Source organism: Sulfitobacter sp. 1A15299 (genome assembly GCF_043556915.1).
GTDB lineage: Bacteria > Pseudomonadota > Alphaproteobacteria > Rhodobacterales > Rhodobacteraceae > Sulfitobacter.
This window is the reverse complement of sequence record NZ_JBIFFJ010000023.1, coordinates 1-14838: the sequence shown is the minus strand read 5'-3', so window position 1 is coordinate 14838 and position 14838 is coordinate 1. Positions and strand designations below refer to the sequence as shown.

14 protein-coding genes are annotated in these 14838 nt (G+C 63.6%); 10 read left to right on the top strand and 4 right to left on the bottom strand.

Features of this window, described 5'->3' with window-relative positions; translation table 11 throughout:
• Nucleotides 1-26 precede the first annotated feature (26 nt).
• Nucleotides 27-2099: an ATP-binding protein gene (locus tag ACGYK7_RS15510; protein ID WP_394403410.1), complete on the bottom strand. Its 2073-nt coding sequence runs from the start codon at nt 2097-2099 to the stop codon at nt 27-29.
• Nucleotides 2100-2240: 141 nt separating this feature from the next.
• Nucleotides 2241-3125 (bottom strand): alpha/beta fold hydrolase, encoded by an 885-nt coding sequence (locus ACGYK7_RS15505; RefSeq protein ID WP_394403409.1) that lies wholly within the window; start codon nt 3123-3125, stop codon nt 2241-2243.
• Between the two features lie 218 nt (nt 3126-3343).
• On the opposite strand from ACGYK7_RS15505, the gene ACGYK7_RS15500 reads away from it, so the two are divergent.
• A complete protein-coding gene (locus ACGYK7_RS15500) occupies nt 3344-3949 on the top strand; it encodes a LuxR C-terminal-related transcriptional regulator (RefSeq protein ID WP_394403408.1) in 606 nt (201 codons plus the stop codon).
• Nucleotides 3950-3962: 13 nt separating this feature from the next.
• Here the strand turns inward: ACGYK7_RS15500 and ACGYK7_RS15495 are convergent, their stop codons facing one another.
• Nucleotides 3963-4205, bottom strand: a complete 243-nt coding sequence (locus ACGYK7_RS15495; RefSeq protein WP_394403407.1) for a hypothetical protein — start codon at nt 4203-4205, stop codon at nt 3963-3965.
• Between the two features lie 345 nt (nt 4206-4550).
• On the opposite strand from ACGYK7_RS15495, the gene ACGYK7_RS15490 reads away from it, so the two are divergent.
• The 3 genes from ACGYK7_RS15490 to ACGYK7_RS15480 are packed head-to-tail and all read left to right on the top strand — an operon-like array spanning nt 4551 to nt 7657.
• Nucleotides 4551-6059 (top strand): PAS domain-containing protein, encoded by a 1509-nt coding sequence (locus ACGYK7_RS15490; RefSeq protein WP_394403406.1) that lies wholly within the window; start codon nt 4551-4553, stop codon nt 6057-6059.
• Entirely contained in the window at nt 5953-7008 is a 1056-nt protein-coding gene (locus tag ACGYK7_RS15485) for a sensor histidine kinase (protein ID WP_394403423.1), read from the top strand. Before ACGYK7_RS15490 ends, ACGYK7_RS15485 begins: the two co-directional genes overlap by 107 nt.
• 1 nt (nt 7009) lies before the next feature.
• Nucleotides 7010-7657, top strand: a complete 648-nt coding sequence (locus ACGYK7_RS15480) for a response regulator transcription factor (RefSeq protein ID WP_394403405.1) — start codon at nt 7010-7012, stop codon at nt 7655-7657.
• 105 nt (nt 7658-7762) lie between these two features.
• On the opposite strand, the gene ACGYK7_RS15475 is transcribed toward ACGYK7_RS15480, so the two are convergent.
• Nucleotides 7763-8884 carry a Do family serine endopeptidase gene (locus ACGYK7_RS15475; RefSeq protein WP_394403404.1) on the bottom strand — a complete coding sequence of 374 codons (1122 nt, stop codon included), beginning with the start codon at nt 8882-8884 and terminating at the stop codon, nt 7763-7765.
• A 162-nt stretch (nt 8885-9046) separates the two neighbouring features.
• Between ACGYK7_RS15475 and ACGYK7_RS15470 the strand changes: the two genes are divergently transcribed.
• The 6 genes from ACGYK7_RS15470 (at nt 9047) to ACGYK7_RS15445 (ending at nt 14770) form a co-directional block, all read left to right on the top strand.
• Nucleotides 9047-9718, top strand: a complete 672-nt coding sequence (locus ACGYK7_RS15470) for a winged helix-turn-helix domain-containing protein (RefSeq protein WP_394403403.1) — start codon at nt 9047-9049, stop codon at nt 9716-9718.
• On the top strand, nt 9715-11064 hold the full coding sequence (locus ACGYK7_RS15465; protein WP_394403402.1) for an ATP-binding protein: 1350 nt from the start codon (nt 9715-9717) through the stop codon (nt 11062-11064). The genes ACGYK7_RS15470 and ACGYK7_RS15465 overlap by 4 nt, the downstream gene beginning before the upstream one ends.
• A 90-nt stretch (nt 11065-11154) precedes the next feature.
• Entirely contained in the window at nt 11155-12603 is a 1449-nt protein-coding gene (locus tag ACGYK7_RS15460) for a cytochrome ubiquinol oxidase subunit I (protein ID WP_394403401.1), read from the top strand.
• A gap of 1 nt (nt 12604) precedes the next feature.
• Nucleotides 12605-13612, top strand: a complete 1008-nt coding sequence (gene cydB, locus ACGYK7_RS15455) for a cytochrome d ubiquinol oxidase subunit II (protein WP_394403400.1) — start codon at nt 12605-12607, stop codon at nt 13610-13612.
• Nucleotides 13612-13722 carry a DUF2474 family protein gene (locus ACGYK7_RS15450; protein ID WP_136720396.1) on the top strand — a complete coding sequence of 37 codons (111 nt, stop codon included), beginning with the start codon at nt 13612-13614 and terminating at the stop codon, nt 13720-13722. The genes cydB and ACGYK7_RS15450 overlap by 1 nt, the downstream gene beginning before the upstream one ends.
• Nucleotides 13723-13804: 82 nt before the next feature.
• A complete protein-coding gene (locus ACGYK7_RS15445; RefSeq protein WP_394403399.1) occupies nt 13805-14770 on the top strand; it encodes an NADPH:quinone oxidoreductase family protein in 966 nt (321 codons plus the stop codon).
• Nucleotides 14771-14838: the final 68 nt, after the last annotated feature.

Below are 14838 nucleotides of genomic sequence, written 5' to 3'. Positions count from 1 at the left end.
GATCTCGAAGTGCCGACGCGCGGCCTTCAGGCCAATTCGGCCTCCCGCGCTTCGGCGGCGGCGACGGCAATGGCAGGGCGCAGGGGCAGCGTCAGCAAAAAGCTGCTGCCCTTGCCCATGATGCTGGTCGCAACAAGGCTGCCGCCATGGGCGGTGGCGATGTCGCGCGAAATCGCAAGGCCCAGCCCGGTGCCGCCAAAGCGCCGGGTGGCGGTGGAATCGACCTGATGGAAAGGCTCGAAAACGCGCTCCAACTCATCCTCGGGGATGCCGATGCCCGAATCCGTCACGCGGAATTCCACCACCTCGCCGCGAATGCGGCAGGTCAGCGAAATGGTCCCCTCGTCGGAAAACTTCGTGGCATTGCTCAATAGGTTGATCAGCACCTGCTGGATGCGTTTGCCATCCGCCAGCATCACGCCGCTGGCCGATTTCACCTTTAATTCCAGCCCTTTGTCTTCGATCATCGGGCGCAGCTGGTCGGCGGTTGGGCTGACGATATCGTCGATCTGCACCGGCTCCATCGCGATGGACAGGCTGCCCGCGTCGATCTTGGCAAAGTCGAGCACCTCGTTGATCAGGGTCAGCAGGTGATTGCCCGACCGCTCGACCGTCTGCATGATGTCGCCCAGCTTGGCCATCGTCGCCGAAAGCTTGGGAGAGAGCGTTTCGCGGGTCTGGGGGTCGGCCTCGATTGCGGTGCATAGGTCGCGCGCCGCCGGGGTCCGGTCGAAATGCCGCGCAAGGCGGACATGGCCCAGAATGACGGTCAGCGGCGTGCGCAGCTCATGGCTCAGCACGCCCATGAAATCGGTCTTGGCCTTGTTCGCGTCCTCGGCGGTCAAAAGCGCCTTCTTCAGGTCGGTCACGTCGATCCGTAGGCCCACGACGCTGCCATCTTTCATCCGCCGGTCCGAGGTGCGGATGATGCGGCCATCGGGCATGCGCTGCTCGGTCTCGAAGGCGCCGTTCTCCCGTTTCTCCAGCCAAATGCGGATCCATTCCTCTTCCTTGCCGACGGCATCGGGAACCAGCCCGCGCCGGATGCTGTCCCGCACGATCCTTTCATAGGTCGATCCCGGCTTCACCACGTCGCTATAGCCATGAATCTCGCGGTATTTTTCGTTACAAAGCACCAAGGTGCCCTTGGCGTCATACATGACGAAACCGTGGTCCAGGGCTTCGACACCGGTGCGCAGCCGTTCTTCGGCAAGTTTGCGGTTGTCGGCCAGCCGCATGATGTACCACGCAAAAATCGTAACGCCGAGCGCGCCTTGCAGACGCAAGAGCCAGTTCAGCCAGAAGTCCGGGCGGTGCTCTGGCCAGCCGCCCTTGACCGTGGCGGCCAGTTGCCACGTGCCAAAGGCAAAGCTGAAGTTGAGTTTGATCGGGTCGTCCAAGGTCATTTCGGGGTCGCCGATGATGGTCTGTTCGACCTCTCCCTCTGGCGTCAACTCGCGGATGGCCAGATCGTATTTCTCGGTCAGTTCGGGGATTTGCAACCGGCTGACGACGGCATCGTAATCCACCACCATCGACAGAATGCCCCAAGGCGTATCCGGCGCGGCAGTGGTGCCGGTTGAATCAAAGATCGGATGCCGCAGGATCAGCCCGCGCCCGCCCTGCACCAGATCGACCGGGCCGGTCACCAGCCCCTCGCCGCTTTGCATGGCCTGTTCGACTTTTGGCAATTGCGCCGCGTTCTGGCGGTAGTCCAGCCCCAGCACGCCGCGATTGGCCTCATAGGGGTGGACGATGGTGACAACGAGGTCGGGTGCCACGGCGAGGTTGATCACATCCGGGTTCTCGGCCATGAACTCTGCCGCGCGGGCGCTGAATTCGGATTGGGTGATCGTCGGATTCTCGCTGATGACGGTGGCCAATTCGCGCAGTTTCAGAATCTGCTCGAAGATATCCGCCCGGATCCGTTCACGCACTTCGATCAGCTCTAGGGTGGTGTCGAGCTCCAGATCCTGCATGTAGGTTTGATAGGACAGCGTTTCGATCCGATGACCAAAGCCAAGGACGATAGCGCATAGCATGACCAGCACGATAATCCGTTTCGCGCGCTGAGACAGCGCATTTCTGATCTTATCCATGCCGGCTTTGCCCAAAGTGGTCCCTGTCCTCCCCGCTCCGACCTTCTGAGGGCCGGATGCGTCCCGGGGACATTAGACCGCACAGTACTTTGTTGACGCAAGGAAAATACCGGGATGCGCTCAAATGGCGGGGCGGTAGCGTCAAATTTGCAAATGGGGCCCCTGATCGGGGCCGGATTGGCCCGTCAATTCAATCAGAACGCGACGCAACAGAGCGATATCTTGGGGGTTGGACATGCTGGGGGCATGGCCGCAGTCGGGGAATTCGGTCATGCCGGGGCGGGGTCCGCTTTGGGTCATGTGCCTTGCGGCTTCGGCGGGCAGCAGGTCCGACTGGGCGCCGCGCAACAGATGTGTGGGCGTGCGGGTCTCTGCCCAACGGTCCCATGTCGACAACTCATGCGCCGAGGCGGTGAATTGCACGGTGATGCGCGGATCATAATGCAGGGTCAGCCGCCCATCCCCACGGCGCCGCAGCGACGTGCGCGCCATACGCTGCCAATAGGCGTCCGCCGCCGGGCCGAAGGGCGCGTAGGTCTGGCGCAGCCAGGCTTCTCCTTCCGCGAAACTGTCGAAGGCGGGCAGGTTGCCCACATAGGAGAGGATGCGCTGGACCGCCGCCTCGGGCAGTTCGGGGCTGATGTCGTTCACCACCAAAGCGCTCACGCGCCGCGCCGCGGAGCTTGAGGCCACATGCATTCCGATCATCCCGCCCAGAGAGGTGCCGAACCACGCGGCGCGGTCGATCTGAAAGTGATCCAAGAGCCCTGTCGCGATGCGCGCGTAGTGGTCGACGGAATAGTCCACCTCGGGGTCGCGGGCCCAACCTGACTTTCCGCGCCCGATCATATCGGGGCAGAGTACATGGAAATCCCGCGACAGGGCGGAAGCGGCCTCATCGAAATCGCGCCCGGTGCGGGCCAGACCGTGCAGCATGAGCAATGCAGGCTTCTTACGATCACCCCATTCGGCGACATGCACCTCATGGCCCATTACGGGGACAAAGCGGGAGTGAGGGGCGGTCATTGGCGCGCACCTTTCCGGATTGCCATGGACATAGCGCGGGTGATGCCACCCACGCCCTTGCCCCTTGCCAGCCGTACCCGCGCGATCATGGCCCCGCCGCCATGCGCTTGCGTTTTAGCATCGCGTCCTCCCTGCGCGGGCCAGCGCCGTGTTGCGCCGTCTCCTCCCGTCGACTAGCTTGCGGTTTCAGCATCCGAAATAGAGTTAAACGGAGCAAGATGGTGGAAATACGTACCGACGATTGCTTTGCGCAGGGGCGCTTTGAAGAGCTTGCCTTTGTTCATGCGCCCGTCGGGCTTGTGGTGACCGAGAACCGCTGTATCCGCGACTGCAACAACGCCTTCGCGGCGATGTTCGGCTATGCGCGCGCCGACCTGCGCGACCAGCTTTTCGCCATTCTCTACCCCTCGGACGAAGAGTTCGTGAACATCCGCGACCGCGGCGTGGACCAGCTGCGCAAGACCAATACCTATTGGGATGAGCGCATCATGGCGCGGCGCGACGGCAGACTGTTCTGGTGCCGCGTGCGCGGCCATTCCTTCACCCCCGAACGCCCGCTCGACCGCGCGGTCTGGAGCTTTGCGGACCTCTCTGCCGAGCGGCCCTATTTGCCGCTGACCCGACGCGAGCGCGAGATCCTGAGCCATCTGGCAGAGGGGCTGACCAGCAAGCAGATCGCGCTCAACCTCGATATTTCGCACCGGACCGTCGAGGTCTATCGCGCGAAACTGCTCAAGAAATTCGGGGTCAGCAATACGTCGGGCCTGTTTCATTCGCTGGGCGGGATCGACAGCGACCATGTGGTGTCCAACAGCACGAAGTGAACCGTCTCGGCGCTTAGCCCGCGTCATTTTGGTCGTTGCCCTCTTCGGCGTTTGGTGGGGGCGGGATCGTGCCGGGCGGGGCAGCGGCAGGCGGCGCCTCACCGTCGGACTTGCCCGCTTTCTCCGCCGCCTCGGCCATCGCGTCGGCCTGAGCGTAGAGGCTGCGAATCTCCATCAGATCGGCCCGGGTGGGCGTCTTTGTCTGCTGTGGCTGTTCGGCAGGAGCCTTCGAGGGTGGGGTTTCACTATCTGTCACTGTAAAATCCGCGTTTTGACCATAAAACACACGGTTAATTCCGTAGGTGGCCAGAGGCTAGCGACCCGAAAATTTGTCGCCAATTGGGCAAAGCCCCAGCGGGGTCAGGGTTATCCCCTATAGGCAGGAACAAGCTGCTGAAATTAGGGCAGATATTTTCACGAATTTTCGGCGCGCCATCGTATACCCGTATTGCGAGGCGGATTAATCGCTCTTTGTCAGGGTTTCCCCCAATAGACAGGGGGGCCAAAAGAACAGACCTTTCGAGGAAAAGTAGAGGTGCGCATGAGCTTGGTCGCGGCGTTTACATTGATTGCGCTGTGCGGGATCGTCTTGTCTGGCTTGATGATCGCCAGACAGATCGGCGATGCGGTCAACCGTTTCGCCGTGGTGGGCGCGGTTGCGGTCTTGACGCTCTATATCGTCGTGGTGTTGGCGTCGGCCCCGCGCGGCGGCGCTTATGGCGATCCGATCGAACTGGTCTTCGCGGTGGCGGCGCTTGCGGTGCTGGTGGCACAGGTCTGGCGCGTGATGCGCAACCGGCGCAAGTTGCAAAACACCGCCAACACCGATGAGACACGGCGCAGATTGCCCGACTTCCTCGACCATTTGCCGGTGCAGGCGGCCTTTCTCACGCCCGATATGACCTATGCTTTCGTCAATGACGCCTATAGCGCGTCCTTAGGCAGGCCAACGGATGAGGTCGTGGGCAAACACCTGTCGCAGATCGTCCCGCCGGACCTGCTGGAGGAGATTTCGGACAACCTTGAAAAGGCCTTGGCCGGGCGGCAGGTCACCTGGCATTTCGACTTTTCGCGCCCCGTGCTGGACCGCACCCAAGGGGCGGCGGTCTATCAGCCGCTGTCCGACCGGGGGCAGGTGGTGGGGGTGCTGGTGATGATCATGGACCGGTCCGCCGTGCAGGACGCGGTGCATGAGGCAGAGGTCAGCGCGGCGAAACATGCGCTGGCGGCAGAGGTGGCGGGGATCGGCTATCTGGAATGGGATCAGCAGGGCGCGCTGGTCGATGCCTCGCCCGAAGTGGAGGCTCTATTGGGCCGCGACGCGCAGAACCTGCGCGAGATGTGGCAGCAGGGGCAAAGTTTCGTGGAGCCGCGCAGCCGCGCCACGATCCGCAACAATCTGCATATGGCCGGCAGCCGTCCACGCGATGTGGTGGAGAACGTCAAGTTCCTTGCCGCCAGCGGACGCCAGATCGAAGCGCGCGCCTGTATTCGCCGTCTGGACCGGGGCCGGCACGCACATCTTCTGGCCGCGATCCAAGATGTCACGGATCAGCAGAACGTGCTGACCGAACTGGTGAAAAGCGAAACCCGCTTTCGCGACTTCACCGAAAGCGCGACCGATTGGGTCTGGGAGATGGACGCCGAGGGGCGTTTTACCTCTTTTGTCAGGCGGGGGCCGTCAGACCGACAGCGAAACCCCGATTTTCGATCTGGGCAAAACCCTTTCCGACGCCAATGTGGCAAAGGACCAAGGCGATTACGACCTGCTGAAACAACGCTTCGCCGCGCGAGAAGCTTTTCGCGATCTGCGATTGGTCCTGCCCTTGGGCAAGGGGCGGGCGCGGCAGATCGACATGTCGGGCAAACCTTTCTTCGACGCCCAAGCGGAACTGGCAGGCTATCGCGGCACTTGTTTCGACATGACCGAAATCGCCACCGCCGAGACCGAGCGCAAAAGCGCGCTGGAGGCTTTGGCGCTGGCTTTCGAGAACATCTCGACCATGGTGGCGCTTTTCGACAGCAGCGACCGTCTGGTCTATTGCAACGAGGAATATCGCGCGACCTATGCCGGGATGGAGGGCGAAATCATCGGAAAACACTTCGATGAATTGCTCGCCCATTTCACCCAGACCGGCAAATTGGCGACGACCACCGAAGGCAAGACCCGTTGGAGTGCGCAGCGGCGCGACCGGCGCAACACCCCGGCCAAGTTCTTTCGTGCGCGGACCTCCACGGGCCGTTGGCTGGAGGTGACGGATTACCCCGTGGCCGCAGGCGGGCTTTTGACCATCGCCTCTGACATCACCGAAAAGGTCGAGCGCGAAGAGCGGCTGCACCGGCATGAAACGGCGCTGCAACTGCTCAACCGGCGCGAAACTCTGGGCCAGATGACCGCCGCCATCGCCCATGAGTTGAACCAACCTTTAGCCGCTATTCACAATTTTGCCGCAGGCTGCGTGCTGCGTGCCAAGAACGACCAGCTTGAGAGAGAGGATATGATCGCCGTGCTCAACAATATGCAAAGCCAATCTGAACGGGCCAGCGCCATCCTGCGCTCCATGTCGAACTATCTGCATAACGACGATGCCGACCGCGATGCGGTCCGCTTTGACGAGATCCTCCGCTCGGTGCAGCTGCTGATCCAACCCGAAAGCTCGGCCACCGGGGTCGCCGTGACCATCGACGATCAATGTGGGGAGGTCACCCTGCATTGCGCGCGGATCGAAATCGAGCAGCTGTTGATCAACCTGATCAAGAACGGCATCGACGCCTGTCGCGAGGCGGAGCGTGAAGACGCCGAAGTGTCGGTCACCGCGCGATGCGAAGCCGGTGAGATCGTGATCGACGTGGCCGACGCGGGGCGCGGCTTTGCCCCGGACATGCCCGCGCAGACCGCGTTCAGCGCCTTCCGCTCGACCAAGGACAAGGGGCTTGGCGTGGGGCTGGCGATTTGCGAAACGATCGTTCTGTCCCATGGCGGAACGATCGCCGTGACGAAATCCGATGCCGAGGGCGCCTGCCTGACCGTGCGGTTGCCATTGGAGGTGCAAAAGTAGAATGTCGGAAGAGGGGATCGTTTACGTCGTCGATGATGACGCCGCGGTGCGGGAATCTCTGGTGTGGTTGCTGGGTTCCGTCGGGCTGCGCGCCATTCCTTTCGCGTCGGCGTCGGCGTCGGCGTTCCTTGATCGCTACGAAGACAACGGGTGTTGCTGTTTGGTCAGCGATGTGCGGATGCCGGGGATGAGCGGGTTGGAGTTGCAAAAGGCGCTGAACGCGCGGGGGATCGAACTGCCGCTGATCCTGATGACGGCCTTCGGCGATGTCTCTACCGCCGTGACTGCGATGAAGGCGGGGGCGGTGGATTTCATCGAAAAACCCTTCAACAACCAAAACATGCTCGACCTGATCAATGCCGCCCTTCAAGCCGATGCGGCCCGGCGCAAGAGCAAGGCGGCAGAAGTCGAAAACGCACAGCTGCTGGCCCGGCTCACTCCGCAGGAGCATCGGGTGTTCGAGCGGGTGGCGGCCGGGCTGTCGAACCGTGAGATCGGCAGCGAGATGGACATCTCCATCAAGACGGTCGAGGTGCACCGCGCGCGGGTGATGCGCAAGCTTGAGGCGAATTCGGTGGCGGAACTGGTGCGGTTCCATTTGCACAACGCGCCCTCCGGCGAAGGCGATGGCGGCGGTACGGGCCCGTAAAAAGCCCCGGCAGTGCAGGACCACCGGGGCAGGCTGCCCAGCCCCGGCGAGGGGTAAGGGCTGGGGGGCTTCCCGGCGGCATGAGGGGCGCCGGGAAGGCATGGGTCACGCCGGCTTGGGTTCCAGCACGCCCACGGTCACGTCGAGGGTCTGTTCAGACCCTTTGCGCAGCACGACGACCTCTGCCGCGCTTTCGGGCGTGGTGGTGGCCACCGCACGGGTCAGGTCACGCAGATCGTCCACCTCCGTGCCGCCGAAGGACAGGATGATGTCGCCCTTCCTAAGGCCCGCTTTGGCGGCGGGGCTGTCCTCGGTGATCGCCTCGATCACCGCGCCGCGCGGCTCGTCATAGCCGAGCACATTGGCGACCTCGGGGGTCATGGGCCGGATTTGCACGCCCAGCCAGCCCCGTTCGACCGACCCATCATCGGCCAGATCGGCGACGATGGTCTGCACCAGATCCGAGGGCACCGAGAAGCCGATGCCGACCGAGCCGCCACCGGGGCTCAGGATCGCGGTGTTCACGCCCACGACCTCGCCCTCGTTGTTGAACAGCGGCCCGCCTGAGTTGCCGCGGTTGATCGCCGCGTCGGTCTGGATGAAGTCATCGAAGGGGCCGGACTGGATGTCGCGCGACAGGGCCGAGACGATGCCCGAAGTGACGGTGCCGCCAAGGCCGAAGGGGTTGCCCACGGCCACGACCTCATCCCCCACGCGCACGGTTTTTGATGTGCCAAAGTCGACCCTGGGCAGGTCCACATCCGCAGAGACTTTCAGCAGCGCAATGTCGGTCATCGCGTCACTGCCCACCACTTCGGCGTCGAACGTGCGGCCATCGGCGAGCTTTACGGTCACGGTCTCGGCCCCTGCGACGACGTGGTGGTTGGTCACGATCTGACCATCCTCAGAGATGATGAAGCCCGAGCCCAAACCTTGGCGCGGCGTTGCTTCGCCTCCGTGCTGGTCAGGCAGCATATGCTCGAACCGGCGGCGCAGTTCCTCGGGCATGCCGGGGGGCAATTGTTGCTGGATCTGCGCAGTTTGCTGCTTCGCGGTCACCTCGATAAAGACGACGGCCGGAGAGACGGCCTCGACAAGGTCGGCGTAGCCGCCAGGCGGGACCGCAAGCGCAGCCGAGGGGGCCAGCGCCAGCATCGGCGTGGCGGCCATCGCGGCGCTGAGCGCAAGGGCGGCGGCGCGGGGGGCTTTGGAAAGGGGTTTGGTCATTTCATGCTCCTTGCTGTGCATTCGGTCGTTCCGGGAGCCTATCTGGACCTGCGGATTTACAGTGCCTTGCCGCGCCCTATACAAATTTGTGAGATTGCCGCCTCTGGGCTGTACGGGCGGCGAATTTGGCATAATCCAAGGGCGATCCTACATGAGACCGCGATGAAACTTCTTGTTGTCGAAGACGATGCCACCACCAGCACCTATATCGCGCGCGGCCTGCGCGAAGAGGGGCATGCGGTGGATGTGGTGGCTGATGGCCGCGACGGTTTGGTGCAGGCCACCACCGGGCAATATGACGTGCTGATCCTTGACCGGATGCTGCCCGCGTTGGACGGGCTGACCCTGTTGAAAACCCTGCGCGGGGCGGGCAATGCGACGCCGGTGCTGCTGCTCACGGCCATGGGCGCGGTGGAGGACCGGATCGACGGGCTGAATGCCGGGGCGGATGATTACCTTGTAAAACCCTTCGCCTTCGGAGAGCTCTCGGCGCGGGTCAACGCGCTGGCGCGCCGCCCGCAGGCGCTGGAACAGGAGACCACCCTGCGCGCGGGCGACCTGACCATGGACCTGATCAGCCGTCGGGTGACGCGGGCGGGCCAAGAGATCGACCTCTTGCCGCGCGAATTTGCCTTGCTGGAGCATCTCTTGCGCCGCAAGGGCAGGGTGCAGACCCGCACCATGCTGCTGGAGGCGGTCTGGGACATTTCCTTTGACCCGATGACCAATGTGGTGGAGACCCATATCAGCCGGTTGCGGGCCAAGGTCGACCGGCCCTTTGACAGCGAACTCATCCAGACCGTGCGCGGCGCGGGCTATAGGATCGACGCATGATGGCGCGGCTGGCGGGGCTCTGGCGGTCGATGCCACTACGTCTGGCGCTTTTGTTGGTGCTTTTGTTCACCATCGTCAGCCTGCTCAGCCTTGCCGCGAGTTATGCGGTCACCCAACGGTCTTTCGAACAGGCGATCCGCGCCGATCTGGCACAGGACATGGCAGGCTTCCGCGCCGCCCCCGGTGCCGCCGCCCTCGCGCGGCTGGTCGAGGCGGAATCGCGTGAGACCGATCCCAACCGGCTGATCCTCAGCTACATCGGCCCCAACGGGCGCATCTATGGCAACGGGGCCATCGCACGGGATAACGAGGGCTATCACATCGTCTCGATCGGCGCGGCGCGGGCACAGTATACCGGGGTTTATCTGACCCTGACGGACACGCTTTATGGCGGGCTTCTGACCATCGCGCGCAGCCGGGCCGAGATCACGGCCCTGCGCGAGGTTTTTGTTAATATTCTGTTGGTCAGCCTGCTGCCCACGGTGCTGATCGCGCTGTCGGGCGGGCTGATCCTTGCCCGCCGTTCCAAACGCCATGTGGAGGTGATCCGCGCCACGCTGGACCGGCTGACAACGGGGGATCTGGCCGCAAGGGTCGCGCCGGGGCCGCGCTGGTCGGACGACCTGCTGCGCATCGGCGAGGCGGTGAACCAGATGGCCCGGGCGCAGGAAACTTCCGTGGCGGCGCTGCGGCAGGTGTCACTGGATATCGCGCATGACTTGAAGACCCCGATCCAGCGCGTCTCGGTTCATCTTGACGATCTGGACCGGGCCGAGGCTGCGGGCGCGGACCGCGCCGAACCGCTGGCCCGCGCCCGGGCCGAGTTGGAGGGCATCGCCGCGATCTTTCAATCGCTCCTGCAATTGGCGCAGGTGGAGCAGGGCGAGGCCCGGGCCCATTTTGCCCCAGTCGACCTCACCGCGCTTTGCCGCACCATGGTCGAGCTTTACGAGCCCGCAGCAGGGGAGCAGGGCAAACACCTGCGCTGCGACCTGCCCGAAACGCCCGTTTATGTTACCGGCGACCGCGCGCTTTTGGGGCAATTGCTGGCCAATCTGATCGAAAACGCCCTGCGCCATTCCGGCGACGCTGCGGCGGTGGAGGTCGCGCTGAAACAGGCGGCGGGGCAGGTCACGCTCACGGTGGCGGACGGCGGCCCCGGCATTCCGGCTGAGGACCGCGACAAAGTGTTGCAGCGCCTTTACCGGCTGGATCGCAGCCGGGGCACGCCGGGGCATGGGCTGGGTCTGGCGCTGGTCGATGGGGTGGCGAAACTCCATGGGGCAAGGCTGGATCTTGCCGACAACGCGCCGGGGCTGCGCGTCGTGGTCACATTCGACAGCTAGAGCGCGGGCCAAGCACTGCGGCAATTTAGCCTGTGCCTCTCCGGCCCCCCGGCCCTATATAGGTCAGGAAACAATACGCGGGGGCTTCATATGCTCGACGGTTACACCGCCGAAATCCTAGCGCGGGTGCAGTTTGCATTCACGGTTTCGTTCCACATCATCTTCCCGGCTTTCTCGATCGGGTTGGCGAGCTTTCTGGCCGTGCTCAACGCGCTCTGGCTGTGGAAACGCGAAGAGACCTATCTGAAGCTCTTTGACTATTGGAAGAAAATCTTTGCGGTGGCTTTCGGCATGGGGGTCGTCTCGGGCATCGTCATGTCCTACCAGATCGGCACCAACTGGTCGGTCTTTTCTGACAAGGCGGGGCCGGTGGTCGGGCCGCTGATGGCCTATGAGGTGCTCTCGGCCTTTTTCCTTGAGGCGGGTTTTCTGGGCATCATGCTCTTTGGCCGCAAGCGGGTGGGCGACGGGCTGCATATGTTCGCGACAGCGCTGGTGGCGCTTGGCACGCTGGCCTCGGCCACATGGATCCTTTCGGTGAACTCTTGGATGCAGACGCCCGCGGGCTTTGCCATCAATGACGTGGGGCAATTCGTGCCCGAGGATTGGTGGGCCATCGTCTTCAACCCCTCCTTCCCCTACCGTTTGGTGCATATGGTGCTGGCGGCCTATCTCACCACCGCGCTGGTCGTGGGCGGGGTCGGGGGGCTGCATCTGCTGCGTGATCACGCCGACCGGGCCGCGCGGCGGATGTTCTCCATGGCGATGTGGATGCTTCTGTTGGTTACCCCGCTGCAAATTTTCGCGGGCGACATGCATGGCCTCAATACGCTGGAGCATCAGCCCGCCAAGGTCATGGCGATGGAGGGGCATTACGACAGCCACCCCGAGGGCGCGCCGCTGATCCTCTTTGGTATCCCGAACCCCGAGGAAAAGCGCATCGACTACGCGGTGGAGATCCCCAAACTGTCGTCGCTGATCCTCAAGCACGATCTGAACGCACCGCTCGACGGGCTCGACACGATCCCGGACGAAGACGAGCCGCCGGTGGCCATCGTCTTTTGGTCCTTCCGCATCATGATCGGGCTTGGCTTTGCCATGTTGGGGCTGGGACTTTGGGCGGCCTTCGCGCGGCTGCGCGGGCGGCTTTACGATGCGCCGATGCTGCACCGTCTGGCGCTGGTGATGGGGCCGACCGGCTTTGTCGCGGTGCTGGCGGGCTGGATCACGACCGAGGTCGGGCGGCAGCCCTTCACGGTCTACGGTCTATTGCGGACCTCCGACAGCCTCGCCCCGATCGAGGCCCCGGCGGTCGCGACCTCCCTGATCGCTTTCATCGTGGTGTATTTCTTCGTCTTCGGTGCGGGCACTTGGTATATTCTGGCAATGATGCGCAAACCCGTTGTCGGCCATGTGCTGGAGGACGAACGTGACGCGGCGCAGGATGACCTCGCGCAGGATGACGGGCCGATCCTTGCTGTCGGCGAAGAGGCCGCGGTCAGAGACAGGACCGCGCATAACAAGGGCGAGGAGAGCTGAGATGTTTGGACTTGAACTTTCGTTCATCTGGGCCGGGATCATCGCCGGGGCGGTGCTGATCTACGTCATCCTCGACGGCTTCGATCTGGGTGTTGGGCTGCTCTTTCCGATGACCAAGGACGAGGGCGAGCGCAACGTGATGATGAACTCGGTCGCCCCCATCTGGGACGGCAACGAGACATGGCTGGTGCTGGGCGGCGGCGGGCTCTTCGCCGTCTTCCCGCTGGCCTATGCGGTGGTAATGCCCGCGCTTTACATGCCGATCATCCTGATGCTGCTGGGGCTGATCTTTCGCGGCGTCGCCTTCGAGTACCGCTGGCGCACGAAACGCTGGAAACCGCTGTGGGATATGGCATTCTTCGGCGGCTCGCTGGTGGCCTCCTTCTGTCAGGGCATCGCCTTGGGCGCGCTGGTGCAGGGGATCGAGATCGAAGGCCGCGCCTATGCGGGCGGTTGGTGGGACTGGCTCACCCCCTTCTCGATCCTGACCGGGGTGGCGGTGACCACGGGCTATGCTTTGCTGGGTGCGACATGGCTCAACATGAAGCTTGAGGGCCGCATTCAGGCGCATATGCGCCGTCTCGCATGGCCGCTGGCGGTGGCGACCCTGGTCTTCATGGGGCTGGTCAGCCTTTGGACACCCTTCACCGATGCGGTCTATTTCGAACGCTGGTTCGCGTGGCCCACCGCGCTCTTCAGCGGCATTGTGCCTCTCTTGGTGGCGCTGGCGGCTTTCGGGATGCTGCGCGGGTTGCAACGCCGTGGCGACAAACAGCCGTTCTTCTGCGCACTGGCGCTTTTCGTGCTGGGCTTCATCGGCATCGGGATCAGTTTCTACCCGCATATGGTCCCGCCAAGCCTGACCATCGCCGAGGCGGCCGCCCCGGATGACAGCCTGATGTTCGCGCTGGTCGGCACGCTGGTGCTGCTGCCGCTGATCCTGAGCTACACCGCCTACGCCTATTGGGTGTTCCGTGGCAAGATCGACCCTGAGGAGGGCTATCACTGATGCGCCATTGGCTGAAACGCGCGGGCTGGTTCGTGGCGCTTTGGCTGGCCAGCGTCGCCCTGCTGGCGGTGGTGGCCTATGGCATCCGGCTGGTGATCATGCCCGGCTGACGCAGCGGCGCGGGCCACGGGTCTTGCCAAGCGCGCTGGCTTCTGGCCTCTTCTGGCCAAAGCAGCACGAAAGGACAGACCGATGCGCGCCATGCAAGTCACCGCCTATGACGAACCGCTTACCCTGCAAGAGCTTGAGATGCCCATGCCGGGGCAGGGCGAGGTTTTGGTGCAGGTCGAGACCTGCGGGCTGAACTTCGGCGACCTGCTGATCATCAAAGGCACCTATCAGGAAAAGCCGCCGCTGCCCTTCACGCTGGGGATGGAGATGGCGGGCAGGATCACCGCTCTGGGCGCGGGGGTGGAGCACCTGAAGGTCGGCCAGCGCGTGGCGGCCTATACCGGGTTTGACGGTCTGGCCGAATATGCCGCCATTCCGGCCGCGGTCTGCGTGCCGATCCCCGAAGAGATGACGGCGGTCGACGCGGCGGCCTTTCTCATTGCCTATGGCACCAGCCATGTGGCGTTGGACTATAAGGCGCGGTTGCAGCCGGGCGAGCGGCTGCTGGTTTTGGGCGCATCGGGCGGCATCGGGCTGACGGCGGTGGAACTGGGCAAGCTAATGGGGGCCGAGGTGATCGCCGTGGCGCGCGGCGCCGACAAACTGGCCGTCTGCAAAGAGGCGGGCGCCGATCACCTGATCAATTCCGAAACCGACGACATCCGCGCCATCGTCAAGGAATTGGGCGGGGCGGATGTGGTCTATGACCCGGTAGGCGGCGATCAGTTCAAAGCCGCCATGCGCGCCTGCAACCCCGAAGCGCGGCTGATCCCCTTGGGCTTTGCCAGTGGCGAGGTGCCGCAGATTCCGGCCAATATCCTGCTGGTCAAGAACCTCACCGTGCTGGGCTTTTACTGGGGCGGCTATGCCAAGATCAAACCTTCGGTGCTGACCGACAGTTTCGCCGAACTGATCAAATGGTATGCGGCGGGCAAGCTGAAACCCCATGTCAGCAACGTCATGCCATTGGAACAGGCCAACGAGGCGCTGGCCCTGCTGCGCGACCGCAAGGCGACGGGCAAGGTGGTGGTGGAGGTGGCGGCTTAAGCCCGCCGCCCGCCCTGCAAACGGGTCACGCGCAGCGCCTTCTGGCGCTCGCGCAGGTAGACGAACAG